This window comes from Paenibacillus lautus NBRC 15380, assembly GCF_004000945.1.
Taxonomy (GTDB): domain Bacteria; phylum Bacillota; class Bacilli; order Paenibacillales; family Paenibacillaceae; genus Paenibacillus_AQ; species Paenibacillus_AQ lautus.
The window spans coordinates 28,911-44,982 of sequence record NZ_BIMF01000001.1 but is presented as its reverse complement, the minus strand read 5'-3'; the positions used below and the strand labels follow the sequence as shown (position 1 = coordinate 44,982).

The window sequence follows — 16,072 nt, the reverse complement described above, 5'->3', positions numbered from 1 at the left end:
TAAATTATGAAAGTTACGAAAGCCGAGTTTGTCATCAGTGCTGTCGTACCTGCTCAATATCCTGAAGACGCCTTGCCGGAAATTGCTCTGGCAGGGCGTTCCAATGTGGGCAAGTCATCACTGATTAACCGTATGATATCCCGTAAGAACCTGGCCCGTACCAGTGCAACACCAGGGAAAACCCAGCAGCTCAACTATTATCGGGTGAACGACGACCTGTATCTGGTCGATTTTCCCGGCTATGGTTATGCAAAGGTATCCAAGACCCAGCGTGCGGCATTTGGCGAAATGATTGAGAGATATTTGCTCAGCCGGGAAGAACTGAAGCTTGTATTACTAATTGTGGACATGCGTCACCCGCCTTCAAAAGACGATATCAGCATGTATGAATGGCTGCAGCATTATAACCGGCCGGTATGCGTGGTCGCGACCAAGGCGGATAAAATTCCGAAAACACGCCGCCAGAAGCACGTCAAGATCGTGAAGGAAACACTCGGCTTCAAACCCTATCATTCCTTTGTCATGTTTTCATCCGAGCTCGGTCTGGGTAAAGATGAGTTATGGGCAATTATGGAGTCCCACATGGGGACTAAGAATGACGAGGAAGAGACATATCTGGATTCGGAAACGGATGGCTATGATCAAGCTTGATCCGGTTGATTTGGTGATATTTTTTTCAAGGGTAATATAGGGAATCGGTGTATTCTTTATAGGAAAGTGAGCATCTTGCGGGAAATATCGCTCTGATTCCGGCTAATTCCGTTTTTTTATGAAATATGATGGATATTCTCATTCGAACGGCAGGAAAGACCGCTTGGATCTGCTGTATAATGGTAGTAAGTTAAAAGAATTGAGGGAGATTTTTATGGCTCAGCGGTTAGCCACAGAATATGTTAATGCCACAATGCAAATGACGGATATTCAAATGGATCAATTTCTGCAGTATACCCAAGCTTTCCGGGTTACTAACCGGGTAAAAGTCATGGATAGCGGAGAGCAGGAGTTCGTGCTCGAAGATGAGAGCGGGGAAGAAGTTCATTTGCCCTTTGAACGCAAGAATGGCTTGTACGTCTGTGAGCTGTCGTGCCGATTGGTTACTCCCCATCTGACAAATGCCGTACGTAAACTGTTTGCGGCTTTTAAGGGATCAGGTAAAGTGAATCGGATTTATCGCGGCTTTACGATGAGCTACGACTACCATGCGGGAACGGTGCACAGAATTACGCAAGTCGCCGGGAACGACAGCATTGTCATTTATGAGTACAAGAATACGGCAGGAGAGCTGCAGCGACTCTTCAACAGCAATGAGGCAGAGAAAGAGATCGAATCCATCCAGCATCATATTAACGTGCTTCTGGACCAGCGGATTGCAGCAGGGAATGATAAACTTATTACGAAGACAATAGATGAGCGGCTGCGACGGTTTAATCAACGCCTATTCGTGCTAGAAGCCTAAGGAGGCTGCCCTGTAAAAGGGCGGCTTTTTTTATTCATGGATCCATGACACCAAGCAGTTCAGACGAACATATATTGAGCTGTAAAATATTTATGGGTTATTTTCGAAAAAGGTGTTGCATTTAAGCGTCATAGATGTTATTTTTAATCTCGTTGAAAAGAATATAGGAACCAGGATTCACTCAGGACATGTAATGTTGCGAGAGATTATTCCCTCGGGAAGTGAATGACGTAGGTCCTAGCGGATGAAATTTTCAAACATTTTATTCCTAGGAAGGGGGAAACCGGAAGATGGAATACTCAACTTTCGGAAGACACGTTGCTGTTGATACTTGGGGAGTCGATTTTGAACTATTGAACAGTGCAGAATTTTTACAAGCTCAGATGGTGGAAGCCGCTGAGGCATGTGGAGCAACGGTATTGTCCGTCCAATCCAAGCAGTTTGAACCACAAGGTGCGACTGTGCTGGTGTTGCTGTCGGAAAGCCATCTCTCGATTCACACTTACCCTGAGAGAGGTTTTGCTGCGATTGACTGTTATACCTGCGGGGAGACAGTAGATCCGCAGTTGGCTATTGACTATCTGGTATCCGCTTTGAAACCTGAAAAATGCTATGCCAAGAAACTCGTGCGCGGACTCGGTGAAATGACCGTGGAAACGCCTGAGATGAAACAGGCTGAACTCGTTTAATCCAGCCTTCTAAAAAAACGCTTATACTGATAACCATGGATTTTTCCATGGTTATTTATTTTGAGGACATGAGAAGATCGGCGAAATTCCAGGCATTCGTTCTCTGAAATGAGATTTCGTAGTAAATAACACGTATATCTACAGTGTTCTATATCCACAATAGTAAGGTGCGGTCTACAGGTAGAAATCTTCATGAATGGAATGAAGAAGTATGGGGATTTCATAAACATTTCATAAAATAGACAAGGCTGTTCAGCATACTGTGATATAATGAACAAGGTCAAGGAAGTCCGTTGTGAACGGCAAAACTACTCGGAGAAATAGGCAGGTGAACATGCAATGCACATCGTCGTTGTTGGGTTGAACTATCGCACGGCGCCTGTGGAAGTCAGAGAACGCTTTACCTTCTCGGAAGAAGACATGCCAAAGGCGTTAGAGCAGCTTAATTCGACCAAGAGCGTATTGGAGGGCGTCATTGTCGCTACCTGCAACCGAACTGAGATTTATGTTGTGGTAGACCGCCTTCATATGTGCGGCTACTTTATCCGCAGTTTTATGGAACAGTGGTTCGGCATTAATCGTGAAGAATTTACACAGCACCTCTATATATATGAAGATGAACAAGCCATTTCCCATCTGTTTAAGGTTACCTGCGGTTTGGATTCCATGGTCATTGGAGAGACGCAGATCCTGGGACAGGTGCGCAATGCTTTTTTGATGTCGCAGCAGCAGAATGCGACCGGTACTTGGTTTAATATGTTGTTTAAGCAGGCCGTTACGCTCGGCAAGCGGGCTCATTCCGAGACATCGATCGGGGAGAGTGCCGTTTCTGTCAGCTATGCTGCGGTGGAACTGGGTAAACGGATTTTCGGTACGTTTAACGACAAAAAAGTAATGATTCTCGGTGCAGGCAAGATGAGTGAACTTACCGTGAAGCACCTTTATGCCAACGGTGCTGCGGAAGTGATAGTGGCTAACCGTACGCTTGGCCGTGCGGAGGAACTTGCGCGCAAGTTCAAAGGAACGCCGTGCACCATTGCCGAAGCCAAGAACTTGCTGAATGAAGTCGATATCATTATTAGCTCCACGGGCTCGAATGAATATGTTCTGAATGCGGAGCGGGTTAAAGAGAGCATGAAGAAACGTCAGTCCCGCCCGTTGTTCATGATTGATATTGCTGTGCCACGGGACATTGATCCGGCGGTTGGGGAACTCTCCAACGTGTTCTTGTACGATATTGATGATCTGGAAGGTATCGTAGAGACCAACATGGAAATGCGCCGGGTGGAAGCAGCGAAGATTGAAGTGATGATTCAAGAAGAGATGGATGCATTCCACACATGGCTGAAGACACTCGGTGTCAGACCGGCGATTCGTGCCTTGCAGGAGAAGTCGAATGCCATTCATGAAGAAACGATGGAAAGCTTGTTCAACAAGCTTCCGGAACTCGATGAACGCCAGCGAAAAGTCATTCGTCGTTTGACCAAGAGCATCGTTAACCAGATGATGCACGATCCCATTAACCGGATTAAGGAAATGACGGGCGGCAAGCAGGGCAATGAAGCACTGGATTATTTTTCACAAATCTTTGCGCTGGAAAGCTTGATCCATGAGAATGAGCAGGAAGCCCGCAGCCGCAACAAAAAAGCAACTGCACCCGTTAAAGCTGAACGGACGAAGAATGCTGTAGATCAGCAGGCAGAAGAGAAGCCGCTTAAGGTGTCTCTGGCCCCAGCCACCCTTTGAGGAGGGTGAGTACAACCCATGCTGTTAAACTTAATTTATATCACCGGCATTTGTATCTATGCCCTGAGCCTTCTGTTTTATATCTCGGATTGCATTTCACGCAATTCGGTGGCGAAGCGGATAGGCACAGGGCTTCTTGTTATTACTGCGCTGTTACAATTCACCGGAATCGGCATCAGAGCGATGGAGGGCGGGCATTTCCACTTTCCGGTATTTACGCTGTTTGATTTCCTGTTCCTGTTGGCGTTCTGCATAACGATCACTTCGATTGCCCTGGCGTATATGAAGCGGTCGGAATTTGCCGTCTTGTTGATGAACCTCGTCGGGTTTAGCGTCATGCTGGTCAATCGGTTATGGTTCACAGCCGGAGACAATGCATTGTACAGCTGGGAGACGGAACATCGTCTCTTGCTCATTCATATTGCCCTGGCGAGTGTCAGTTTCGCCGCTTTGACCGTCGGGGCTGTATTTGCGGCGATTTATATGTTCCTGCACAGGAAGCTGAAGCACAAGCAATGGAATGATATGATCCGCAGGCTGCCAAGTCTGGAGAAGCTTGATGTTTATTCTTATAAAGCACTGATGGCCGGGACGATTATTCTGGTCATGTCACTCATCTTGGCCGTGATGTCGGTGGCTATGGCTGGACGGTGGACCCTGTTTTTGGATATCAAAGTATTGTCCACCCTGACGGCGCTTGCGATGTATATGGTTTATTTCATCAAACGCCGCTTGTGGAGAAGATCTGGCAGGGAAGCAGCCATATGGGCTTTAATCGGGTATGGATTCATCATTTTGAATTTCTTTCTCAATACGTGGTCCGCTTTCCATAGTTGGTCAGGAGTGTGATGGCAGATGGCGTATGATGATCATTATGTGCCCGTCCTGCTGAATTGCAGGGGACGTATATGCTTGATTGTCGGCGGCGGCAAGGTGGCGGAACGTAAAGCCGTCACTCTGCTGAATGCCGGGGCAAGCGTACATATTGTTAGTCCCATATTACGAAGCGAAATGCTTCAACGTTTGGCGAATGAGAATGCTCTTCGCTGGACGAAGCGGAAGTATCAATCAGACGATCTGACAGGCGCTTTTATGGTCCACGCGGCAACGGATGACAGCAAGCTGAATCTGAAGATAGCGGAGGATGCCGATCGTCTTGGCGTGTTGGTTAACGTGGCCAGTAACGGCGAGGCCGGGACGTTTATCAACCCGACGGTTCTCCGGCGAGGGAGGCTTACGCTGGCTGTATCCACATCAGGAGCAGGGCCGATGGCCGCACGCGATATACGCGACGAGCTCGAAGAACAGTTCGGGCCTGAGTATGAGGACTACTTGGATTTTTTATATAGAATGCGTTCGATGATCAGGGAAGAGGTGGAGTCCGCTGACGCACGCAGGCGGCTTTTGCACAAGGCATACCGCATGGATATGCTCGGAGAGATTCGCCGCGGAGGTTATGTGCCCTGGAGTGAGGACAAAATCAAGCAGTGGATTGCGAATAATCAGGAGGAATGAAAGATGCGCACAATCGTAGTTGGCAGTAGACAAAGTGCTCTGGCACTGACACAGACAGGACAGGTTATCGATGATTTAAAGCGTTTAGCCAAGGAGCACGGTCTGGACTATGACTTCACCGTCAAAAAAATCGTCACCAAGGGCGACCGTATATTGGATGTGACTCTCTCCAAAGTAGGCGGCAAAGGATTGTTTGTCAAAGAAATCGAGCAGGCGATGATGGACGGGGAGATTGATATGGCGGTTCATAGCATGAAGGACATGCCTTCTGTTCTGCCCGAAGGTTTGGTGTCCGGCGCGGTGCCGGCAAGAAAGGATCCTCGGGATTGCTTGATCTCCAAAGAAGGGACAACGCTCGATGACCTTCCTGCGGGTGCCAAGGTGGGGACAAGCAGTCTGCGCCGGTCCAGTCAGCTCAAGGCCTACCGGCCGGATCTGCAGATCGAGTGGATTAGGGGGAACATCGATTCACGAATTCGCAAAATGGAAGACGGTGAATTTCAGGCCATCATTCTGGCGACCGCCGGTCTTCAGCGCATGGGCTGGGAAGACCGGATCACGTCGTACTTGCCGATTGAAATTAGCCTTCCTGCCGTTGGCCAAGGTGCACTCGGTATTGAATGCCGCGAAAACGATGCAGAGCTGCTGCATTTGCTCTCTCTTTATAATGATGAGGTTACTGCACGAACCGTTGCGGCTGAACGCAAGTTTTTAAGCGAGCTGAACGGAGGATGCCAGGTGCCGATCGGGGCTTACGCTGTCCTGAAGAATGTGGATGCCGGAGATTCCCGCGGAGAACAAAACGTTATACAATTAACAGGAATGGTAGGCTCTCCTGATGGCGAAATCGTATTGAAGGAAAGCGCCGAAGGAACCGACCCTGAATCGCTCGGAGTGGAAGTGGCTGCAAAGCTGAAGGCTAAAGGAGCGGAGAAGATACTGGCACAAGTTAGGGGTTGAGGGGATGGCAGGCAAGGTTTATTTGGTGGGAGCAGGACCGGGCGATGCACGCCTGATTACGATTAAAGGCAAGGAATGCATTGAAAAAGCGGATGTCGTGGTGTATGACCGATTAGCCAGCCCTCGGCTGCTGCGGTGGATGAAGTCCGGAGCCGAGAAGGTCTATGTAGGCAAGCTCCCGGATCGGCATACGATGAAACAGGAGCAGATCAATCAGCTGCTGGTTGATTATGCTTTGGAAGACAAGACGGTCGTCCGTTTAAAGGGCGGCGATCCAACCATCTTCGGTAGAGTGGGCGAAGAAGCGGAGCTGTTGTATCGTCATGGCATCATGTACGAGATTGTGCCGGGGATCACCTCGGCGATCAGTGTTCCCGCTTATGCCGGGATTCCGGTGACGCATCGTGACCATGCTTCGTCTTTATCTATAATTACCGGCCATGAAAGTCCTGAAAAGCTGGATCGGATGATTCAATGGGATAAGGTGACCAATGCAACGGGAACTTTGATTTTTATGATGGGTGTGGCCAAGATCGGCTATATCAGTCGTCAACTGATCAAGCATGGCAGACCGCCGGAAACCCCGGTGGCTCTTATTCGATGGGGAACCCGGGCGGAGCAGGATACGCTGACGGGAACGCTGGCGGATATCGAGGACAGAGTCAAGGCAGCTGATTTTCAGCCGCCTGCCGTTATCGTAGTCGGACAGGTGGTGCTTCAGCGGGAGCACCTGAAGTGGGCAGAGCGGCTGCCTCTGTTCGGTAAACGGATTCTGGTCACGAGGGCCCGAAGCCAGGCCAGTGCATTGGTATCCCAAATCGAGGAGCTGGGCGGAGAGCCATATGAGTTTCCTGTCATCGAAACCGTCATGCCTTCGAAGGAGGAGATGCTTGCCGGAATTCAACAAGCGCTGGACAAGCTGAGTACGTATGACTGGGTGTTCTTCACCAGCGTGAACGGAGTCGAATTCTTTTTCCGCCACCTGAAGGAGAGTGGGCACGATATTCGCTCCTTGGCCTCGGCCCGCATCGTCGCGGTCGGCCCCGCAACAGCCGATGCTCTTGGTAATTACGGTATATCCGCCGAGGCTATTAAGGAGCGTTACCAGGCGGAAGGCCTTATCGATGCTTACGGTTCAGAGCTCCAGCCGGGCCAGCGCGTGCTGCTGCCTCGCGGCGATCTGGCACGCAAGTGGCTGCCGGAGAAGCTGACGGAAATGGGACTGCACGTGACGGAAGCCGTGATCTATGAGAACGTGCTGTGCGGCGAGGATGATGATGAGCTGCTGAAGCTGCTTCAAGATGGCGGCATTCACGCGGTTACGTTTACCAGTTCCTCTACCGTTACGAATCTGCTGAAGGTGCTGAAGGGGATGGGCGTGGCAGATCCAGCCGAACTGTTGAAAGGATCGACGATTGCTTGCATCGGACCTTTGACCGCGCAGACGGCTGAGGAAGCCGGTCTGCACGTATCTCTCCTCGCCGAGGAATCGACGGTCGACAGTCTGGTGAAGGCCTTGTGCATTTGGAATGAGAACGATCCACGCCGTGTTGCGCCATAATATCCTTATCTTTTAAATACATGATCAAAAATGACATCATCTGGAGGTACACGTCATGAGTTTTCCAATCGTACGCCATCGTCGGCTGCGTCAAAATGCCGGCATTCGCAGCATGGTCCGCGAGACCGTGCTTCATACGGAGGATCTGGTTCAGCCGATCTTCGTTACCTATGGCAGTGGTGTGAAATCCGAAATTTCCTCCATGCCGGGCGTCTATCACTTTTCGCTCGACACCTTGAAAGAGGAAGTAGACGAAATCGTAAGTCTAGGCATTCCAGCTGTGCTCCTGTTCGGAATTCCTGAGACCAAAGACAGCGTGGGCACATCCGGTTTTGCCGATGACGGGATTGTTCAAGAGGCTACCCGTCTCATCAAGTCGTGGCATCCCGATCTTCTGGCGATTGCTGATACGTGCCTGTGCGAATTTACCGACCACGGCCACTGCGGCATGGTGCATACCTTCGAGCGCGACGGTCACACCTGCGGCGACGTCTTGAACGACGAGTCGCTGGAGCTGCTCGTTCGCACGGCGGTATCCCAGGCGAAAGCGGGAGCCGATATCATCGCACCTTCCAATATGATGGACGGTTTTGTCCAAGCCATTCGTTCTGGACTGGATGAAGCCGGGTTTTATAACGTGCCGATTATGTCTTACTCGGTCAAGTACGCTTCGGCCTTTTACGGACCCTTCCGTGAAGCTGCCGATTCTGCTCCGCAGTTCGGTGACCGTAAAACCTATCAGATGGATCCAGCCAATGTGAGAGAGGCGCTTCGCGAGGCGGAGACGGACGTGCTGGAAGGCGCCGATATGCTGATGGTGAAACCGGCGATGGCTTACCTGGACGTTGTCCGTTTGCTGAGAGACCAGTTTGATCTTCCGATTGTTGCATACAACGTGAGTGGTGAGTATTCCATGATTAAAGCGGCTGCTCAGCAGGGATGGATCAGTGAGCAGGCGATTGTGATGGAGCTGCTGACCGGGATGAAGCGTGCCGGTGCTGACATTATCATTACGTATTTCTCGAAGGACGCAGCACGCTGGATGCGCGGCTAGTAACCATTAACGATGAAAGAGTTAGGAGTGCATACGATGAGCCAAGATTTGCGAAAAGAAGATTTGTCGCGTTCTGCTTTTGAAGAAGCGAAGTTATATATTCCCGGCGGCGTTAACAGCCCGGTACGTGCGTTTAAATCCGTGGGACTAACCCCGATTTATATCGATCGCGGAGAAGGCAGCCGGGTGTATGATATCGATGGCAACAGCTTTATCGATTACGTAGGTTCCTGGGGACCGCTAATTATGGGCCACGCGCACCCTGAGGTCGTTGAAGCGCTTCAGGAGACGGCTGCCAAGGGGACCAGCTTCGGCGCGCCAACCCTATTGGAAACGAAGATGGCGAAGCTCGTCTGCGAGCGCGTACCGTCGATCGAGGTCGTGCGGATGGTGAATTCCGGCACGGAAGCTACCATGAGCGCTATCCGCCTCGCGCGCGGTTATACCGGACGCAGCAAAATCATCAAATTCGAGGGCTCCTATCACGGTCACGCCGACAGCCTTCTGATCAAGGCGGGATCGGGGATCGCAACGCTTGGGCTTCCCGATAGTCCGGGTGTCCCTGAAAGCGTGGCTTCCAACACCATTGCGGTTCCTTATAACGACCTGGAGTCGGTACAGCTTGCCTTCGAGCGGTTCGGCGAAGAAATTGCAGCGGTAATTGTTGAGCCCGTGGCAGGCAATATGGGCGTGGTTCCGCCGCAGCCAGGATTCCTGGAAGGTCTTCGCAAGGTCACTTCTGATTATGGCAGCGTGCTTATTTTTGACGAGGTGATGACCGGATTCCGCGTTGACCTGAACTGCGCGCAAGGACGTTATGGCGTTACGCCGGATTTGACATGCCTTGGCAAGGTGATCGGCGGTGGTCTGCCAGTCGGTGCTTATGGAGGCAAGCGTGAGCTGATGGATCAGATTGCTCCGGCAGGGCCGATCTATCAAGCAGGAACGTTAAGCGGAAATCCGCTCGCCATGGCGGCCGGCTACACCACCCTGAAGCTGTTGACGCCTGCCGTTTATGAACAGCTGGAGGAACGGGGAGCCCGCCTTCAGGCGGGATTTGAGCGTAACGCTCAAGAATTCGGTATCCCGCTTACGATCAATCGGATCGGGTCCATGGTATGTCCTTTCTTCACGAATACGCCGGTCGTCAATTTCGATACGGCCAAGACTAGTGATCTGGATCGTTTCCGTCGATATTTTGCAGCGATGGTTCAAGAGGGAGTCAGCGTACCTCCTTCCCAGTTCGAGGGCATGTTCATCTCGGGAGCTCATACGGTGGAAGATATCGATGCTACCATCGAAGCCAACTACAACGCCTTCAAGAGCCTATGAGCTACGGGGGCAATTGGAGCAAACGCGGCGAATGGCTGGAGATGACGCCGGGCAAGGCGCTGCTTAGTCAGCCGGATCGGAACGAGGCCGCTGCCAAGTGGCTTATGGAAACGGTCGGTATGCCCGAGAAGCTGTATCGCAAGCTTCATCATGAACAGGGGATACAATGGAGAGGGGACCGGCTTCGGCTGGTCCTTTTTCCTTATCGGGATTACGGCATTGAACCGAGATGGCAGGAGCTTGATGTATTGTACGAGGACGATTTCTGCCTGGTCGTGAACAAACCGGCCGGCATGGCGGTCCATCCGGACAACGAGAGCCGGGAGACGACACTGAATCATGTGGTAGCCGCATATTACGAAGCCGAAGGAATTCATACGGCAGTCCGGCATATTCATCGGCTGGATAAGGATACAACCGGTCCCGTACTGTACGCCAAGAATGAATATGCGCAGCTCAAGCTTGACGAGGACATGCGGGAGAAGAAGATCGTCCGGATGTACGCGGCTATCGTTCAGGGAAGGGTCTCGCAGGATCTGAGGAGAATTGATCTGCCGATAGGCAAAGACCGCTATCATGCAAGCCGCCGGAGGGTTTCATTAACCGGGCAGGCTGCGATCACGCATATTCTCTCATCTGAGGTGTATCCCAAAGCCAGCCTGCTGCACATTCGCCTGGAAACCGGCCGTACGCATCAGATCCGGGTACATCTAAGTCATATGGGACATCCTCTTCTGGGAGATTCCTTGTACGGAGGACCAGGGGTGTTTCCGCGCCAAGCGCTGCATGGCGAGCGTCTGTTGTTTATTCATCCTCTCTCGGGTGAGAGGATTGAGGTGAATGCGCCTTGGCCTCAGGATATGATGGAGTTAAGAGAGCGGATCATAGAGGCTCTGACCGATAAGAAATACTTGCAAAATCCTGAATGAACCTGTAACTTTCACGCACAAATCGCAAAAAAGTCATGCTCTCCTATTTTCGGCATATAGATAAATTGAGTGGCAAAACTTAGGCTCATGCCGTGATAACAGATCACGGATAGTATATGCCAAAAAGGAGGACATTCCCGTGTTTGACCAGTCCTACGGATTGCGGTTCGATATTTACGAGCGTATTAATTTAACGGAAGATTTGCCGGGAATCGAAGAATTGGAAGAGGCGGAGTTGATCCCGCATATTCAGGTGATCAGCCAGCAGGACCAGGCCACGCTTCGGGGTCATCTGCTTCTTGCAGGCCTGTATAAAGGTGACACCGAAGCAGGAGAGACGGAGCCGCTCGAACACTGGATTCCGGTCGAAATCACGGTCCCGCTGAACCGGGTATCATCATTGGATGACATCGCCGTCGAGATCGAGAATTTTGACGTGGATTTGTTATCCAAGCGCAGCTTGAACATTACAGGGGTTCTGTCGCTCAAAGGAATTCAGGCGGCAGCTCCGGGAGCCCGTGACCAAGTATGGGCCAATGAGGAATTCACAGTGGTACATGCTCCTGAAGCGAATGATTTTTATTCGAACGGAGAGCAGCAGTTCGCAGCCAACCCGTATGACCAGCTTCATGGCGGCGGAGTTCATGCAGATGCTAACTCGGCTTCACCTTCTTTCTTCAACGAGGCTCAGCCCAAAGCCCAAGAGTCGGAGACGGATGCGCGCACGCAGCAGTATCTGGCATCCTGGGCACAGTACGAGAACCAAACACGGGATTCACAGGACTCCGACAGCACCATAAGCATATCAAGTGCGCCTGAAGCCCGGGATACGGTCGAATATGCCTTACATAACGAGACGGAAGCTCAGACAGTTGAGCCGTCGATTCCAAGTGTATGGCAATTCGAACGGGCAGCCGCCCAGCCGGATCCGGAACCGGAAGATCCAGCAGCCGGTTTCCCGGGTGTCATTGAGCGTAAGGGCGAAGAAGTTGAAGCCGTACCGGTACTGGAATCATCGGAAACGGAGGAGATCCAGCCTGTTTTTGCTGAGGAAGCAGTGCCTTCGGAGAATATTGATGATATAACGGAGGAGGTTTCCGTTAAAGCCGAAGAGGTTCCGACCAAGCCGGAGTTAAAGGTGGCCTTCAACACGAAGAACAGCAGCACAAACAGCACATCGGGTGTAGGCTTCTCTTCTTTGCTTCAATCGAGCAGAACGGTTCAGGATCAGGATCAAGCTGCTCGAGACGAGGAAGAGGCAATCGAAGAATCGGTGGATTCCGCATCGGCCGAGGATGTGGAATGGAAGAGTCTGTTCCTGGGCAACCGCCGCGAGGAAACGCCGTTCCGCAAGGTACGGATGTGCATTGTTCAGCGTGAGGAGACACTTGACGTGATAGCCGAGCGTTATCAACTGACGCCGCGAGAGCTTTTGTTATACAACCGCATGTCCGAGCAGAATGTGGAAGAAGGCCAGGTATTATACATTCCCCAGTAATCGGTGGGGGGAGCCATCGCGTAAGAACAAGCAGGTCAAGGTAGGAAATCCTTGGCCTGCTTTTTGTTTGGCGGGGATTTGGTTAGGAGAAGAGAGGGATGGGACGAGCTGGGGCTTCTTTTCACAACGTATAAGATTTATTTGGATCGACAGGTATGATGTCTAAATCGTTCGGAAACACTCGAAATATTGACTATATGCAACAACCACGGTATATTTGAATAGAATATGTACAGGTATTTCATAAGCTAGAACAACGTTGAACGGGAAGAGTAGGAAGGTATGGCCTTCAGAGAGCGGAATTGCTATCAAAGCGCTGTGAGATTCCGCAGGAACCAGCTTGCCGAAGTCGCCCCGGAGTTGCGGACTTGAGACAGAGTAGGGATCAATTGCTACCCTGGTTAGAGTTCGCCGGCCGCAGCCGTTATCTGCGTAAAGTGTCGTGCTTGATCGTAAGCCTTTCATGTTCTTCATGGGAGGACACGATGGATGAATCATGTAAGCACGAAACAAAGGTGGTACCGCGAGAGAACAGTCTTTCGTCCTTTGAGGACGAAGGGCTTTTTTTGTTTCATGCCAAACATGGATATCCATGGCCACGCCCGGAGGCTAAAACATTTCGGGTTGGCAAAACTGATTAACAGTATCGGAGGTACGAAAATATGGATCAAAAACAAAACCAATCCCAGTTAGAAATGCCGACGACGTATGATCCGAAGGCAGCCGAACAAAAATGGTATCCGTACTGGAAGGAAGGCGGCTTTTTTGAAGCTGGCAAACGACCGGACGCGGAGCCGTACACGATTGTTATTCCTCCACCAAACGTTACGGGAATGCTTCATATCGGCCATGCCCTTGACTTTACGCTGCAGGATATCCTGATCCGCGTAAAGCGGATGCAGGGCTATGATGCGCTGTGGCTGCCGGGCTCTGACCATGCGGGCATCGCCACGCAAACCAAGGTCGAACAGAAACTTCGCGAAGAAGGCGTTACCCGATACGATCTGGGACGTGAAAAATTCCTGGAGAAAGTGTGGGAATGGAAAGATCTATATGCGAATACGATTCGTGACCAATGGTCCAAGATCGGCCTGTCCCTCGATTACTCCAGAGAACGTTTCACGCTCGACGAGGGGTTGTCGGAAGCGGTTCGGGAAGTATTCGTCAAGCTCTACGATAAAGGGCTCATATATCGCGGAAAACGCATCATCAACTGGGACCCGGCTGCTCGTACGGCGTTGTCCGATATTGAAGTGGAGTACAAAGAGGTCAACGGCCATTTGTATCACTTGCAATACCCGCTGAAAGACGGCAGCGGCTCCATAACTGTAGCAACCACCCGTCCGGAGACCATGCTTGGCGATACGGCGGTAGCCGTTCATCCGGAAGATGAACGCTATAAAGACATGATCGGCAAGACATTGGTCCTGCCTATTGTCGGCCGCGAGATTCCGGTAATTGCCGATGAGTATGTGGAGAAGGATTTCGGCAGCGGAGCGGTTAAAATTACGCCGGCGCATGATCCGAATGACTTTGAGATGGGTCTGAGACATGATCTGCCGCAAATCACCGTGATGGATGAATCCGGAACGATGAATGAGTTTGCCGGCAAATACCAGGGTCTTGACCGCGCAGAATGCCGCAAGCAGATCGTAAACGATATGAAGGAATCTGGCGTACTGCTCCGCATCGAAGATCATGTCCATCAGGTTGGCCATAGCGAAAGATCCGGCGCAGTGGTCGAGCCTTATCTGTCCACGCAATGGTTCGTTAAGATGCAGCCGCTTGCGGAAGCAGCCGTGGATGCGCAGAAATCCGGCAAGGGCGTTAACTTCGTGCCTGACCGGTTCGAGAGAACCTACCTGCACTGGATGGAGAATGTCCGCGATTGGTGTATTTCCCGTCAATTGTGGTGGGGCCACCGGATTCCGGCCTGGTATTCCGAATCCACGGGCGAAGTGGTTGTTGCCATGAATGAAGAGGAAGCGCGCGCGAAGCTGGGCAAGGACGATCTGAGACAAGATGAGGATGTGCTGGATACTTGGTTCAGCTCCGCATTGTGGCCGTTCTCGACCATGGGCTGGCCGAATCTGGACAGCGAGGATTTCAAACGTTATTATCCGACAAGCGTTCTCGTAACGGGTTATGATATTATTCCGTTCTGGGTATCGCGGATGATTTTCCAAGGGCTTGAATTTACGGATCAAATGCCGTTCAAAGATACGCTTATCCATGGTCTGGTCCGGGATAGCGAAGGCCGCAAGATGTCCAAGTCGCTCGGCAACGGCATCGACCCGCTTGAGGTTATTGAACAGTATGGCGCAGATGCCATGCGGTATATGATATCGACCGGCAGTACGCCGGGCCAGGATCTTCGTTTCCGCTGGGAACGCGTGGAGCAAGCGCGTAACTTCGCAAACAAGATCTGGAATGCATCACGCTTTGCGCTCATGAACCTGGAGGGCTTCACGGCGGCGGATATCGACATTTCCGGAGAGCTGGGAACGGCCGACCGGTGGATTTTGCATCGTCTGAACGAAACTTCCCGCGACATTACGCGTCTAATTGATGCCTACGAATTTGGCGAAACCGGTCGACTGCTCTACAATTTTATCTGGGATGATCTGTGTGACTGGTATATTGAGTTTGCCAAGCTGTCCCTGTATGGCGAGGATCAAGCGGCCAAGAAAAAGACGCAGTCGGTGCTTGCCTATGTACTGGACCGCACGATGCGTTTGATCCATCCGTTCATGCCGTTCATCTCCGAAGAGATCTGGCAGCATTTGCCGCATGAAGGCGAGACGGTGATGTTGGCTTCATGGCCGACCTATGACGAGGAATTTGAGAATACGGAAGCCGTTACCGAAATGAACCTGCTGATGGATGTCATCCGAGCTGTACGAAACATCCGGGCGGAAGTAAACGTACCGATGAGCAAAAAAGTGGAACTGCAATTGAAGCCGGTAAGCGGGCAAATTGCCGGCATTATCAATCGCAATGCGGATTATATTCGCCGCTTCTGCAACACGTCGGAGTATCAGTCCTCCCTTGCGCTTGAGGCGCCGGATAAGGCGATGACCGCTGTGGTTACAGGTGTTGAAATGTATCTGCCGCTTGCCGGGTTGATCGATATCGCTCAGGAGATCACACGTCTGGAGAAGGAAATTCAGCACTTGAACAGCGAAGTCGAGCGTGTGGAGAAGAAGCTGAACAATCCTGGTTTCGTATCGAAAGCACCGGAAAAGGTGATTGAAGAAGAACGGGCGAAGCTTGCGGATTACTCGGACAAACGCAGTAAAGTGATCGCGCGCATCGAAGAATTGAGAGGCTGA

Annotated in this window: 13 protein-coding genes and 1 other annotated feature; all 13 genes read left to right on the top strand. The window is 51.3% G+C overall.

Features of this window, described 5'->3' with window-relative positions; genetic code table 11:
- The first annotated feature begins 6 nt into the window (after window positions 1-6).
- The 13 genes from yihA (at window position 7) to PLA01S_RS00155 (ending at window position 16,072) form a co-directional block, all read left to right on the top strand.
- Window positions 7-651 (top strand): ribosome biogenesis GTP-binding protein YihA/YsxC, encoded by a 645-nt coding sequence (gene yihA, locus PLA01S_RS00215; RefSeq protein WP_127589529.1) that lies wholly within the window; start codon window positions 7-9, stop codon window positions 649-651.
- Window positions 652-865: 214 nt separating this feature from the next.
- Window positions 866-1,456 carry a hypothetical protein gene (locus PLA01S_RS00210; protein ID WP_015734002.1) on the top strand — a complete coding sequence of 197 codons (591 nt, stop codon included), beginning with the start codon at window positions 866-868 and terminating at the stop codon, window positions 1,454-1,456.
- A 290-nt stretch (window positions 1,457-1,746) separates the two neighbouring features.
- Window positions 1,747-2,145, top strand: coding sequence for an adenosylmethionine decarboxylase (gene speD, locus PLA01S_RS00205; RefSeq protein ID WP_006208786.1), 399 nt, complete (start codon window positions 1,747-1,749; stop codon window positions 2,143-2,145).
- Between the two features lie 339 nt (window positions 2,146-2,484).
- Complete coding sequence (gene hemA / locus PLA01S_RS00200) at window positions 2,485-3,891, top strand: glutamyl-tRNA reductase (protein ID WP_127589528.1); 1,407 nt, start codon at window positions 2,485-2,487, stop codon at window positions 3,889-3,891.
- Between the two features lie 18 nt (window positions 3,892-3,909).
- On the top strand, window positions 3,910-4,740 hold the full coding sequence (ccsA, locus tag PLA01S_RS00195) for a cytochrome c biogenesis protein CcsA (RefSeq protein WP_127589527.1): 831 nt from the start codon (window positions 3,910-3,912) through the stop codon (window positions 4,738-4,740).
- Window positions 4,741-4,746: 6 nt separating this feature from the next.
- Window positions 4,747-5,406: a precorrin-2 dehydrogenase/sirohydrochlorin ferrochelatase family protein gene (locus PLA01S_RS00190; protein WP_100540802.1), complete on the top strand. Its 660-nt coding sequence runs from the start codon at window positions 4,747-4,749 to the stop codon at window positions 5,404-5,406.
- A 3-nt stretch (window positions 5,407-5,409) separates the two neighbouring features.
- Window positions 5,410-6,366, top strand: coding sequence for a hydroxymethylbilane synthase (hemC, locus tag PLA01S_RS00185; protein WP_100540803.1), 957 nt, complete (start codon window positions 5,410-5,412; stop codon window positions 6,364-6,366).
- 4 nt (window positions 6,367-6,370) lie between these two features.
- Window positions 6,371-7,927: a uroporphyrinogen-III C-methyltransferase gene (gene cobA / locus PLA01S_RS00180; RefSeq protein WP_127589526.1), complete on the top strand. Its 1,557-nt coding sequence runs from the start codon at window positions 6,371-6,373 to the stop codon at window positions 7,925-7,927.
- A gap of 55 nt (window positions 7,928-7,982) precedes the next feature.
- A complete protein-coding gene (hemB, locus tag PLA01S_RS00175) occupies window positions 7,983-8,981 on the top strand; it encodes a porphobilinogen synthase (RefSeq protein ID WP_127589525.1) in 999 nt (332 codons plus the stop codon).
- A gap of 36 nt (window positions 8,982-9,017) precedes the next feature.
- Window positions 9,018-10,313 carry a glutamate-1-semialdehyde 2,1-aminomutase gene (gene hemL / locus PLA01S_RS00170; protein WP_127589524.1) on the top strand — a complete coding sequence of 432 codons (1,296 nt, stop codon included), beginning with the start codon at window positions 9,018-9,020 and terminating at the stop codon, window positions 10,311-10,313.
- A complete protein-coding gene (locus tag PLA01S_RS00165) occupies window positions 10,310-11,242 on the top strand; it encodes an RluA family pseudouridine synthase (protein WP_127589523.1) in 933 nt (310 codons plus the stop codon). The genes hemL and PLA01S_RS00165 overlap by 4 nt, the downstream gene beginning before the upstream one ends.
- 139 nt (window positions 11,243-11,381) lie before the next feature.
- Window positions 11,382-12,740, top strand: a complete 1,359-nt coding sequence (locus PLA01S_RS00160; protein WP_127589522.1) for a LysM peptidoglycan-binding domain-containing protein — start codon at window positions 11,382-11,384, stop codon at window positions 12,738-12,740.
- 250 nt (window positions 12,741-12,990) lie between these two features.
- Window positions 12,991-13,290, top strand: a binding site (T-box leader).
- Between the two features lie 112 nt (window positions 13,291-13,402).
- Entirely contained in the window at window positions 13,403-16,072 is a 2,670-nt protein-coding gene (locus PLA01S_RS00155) for a valine--tRNA ligase (RefSeq protein WP_127589521.1), read from the top strand.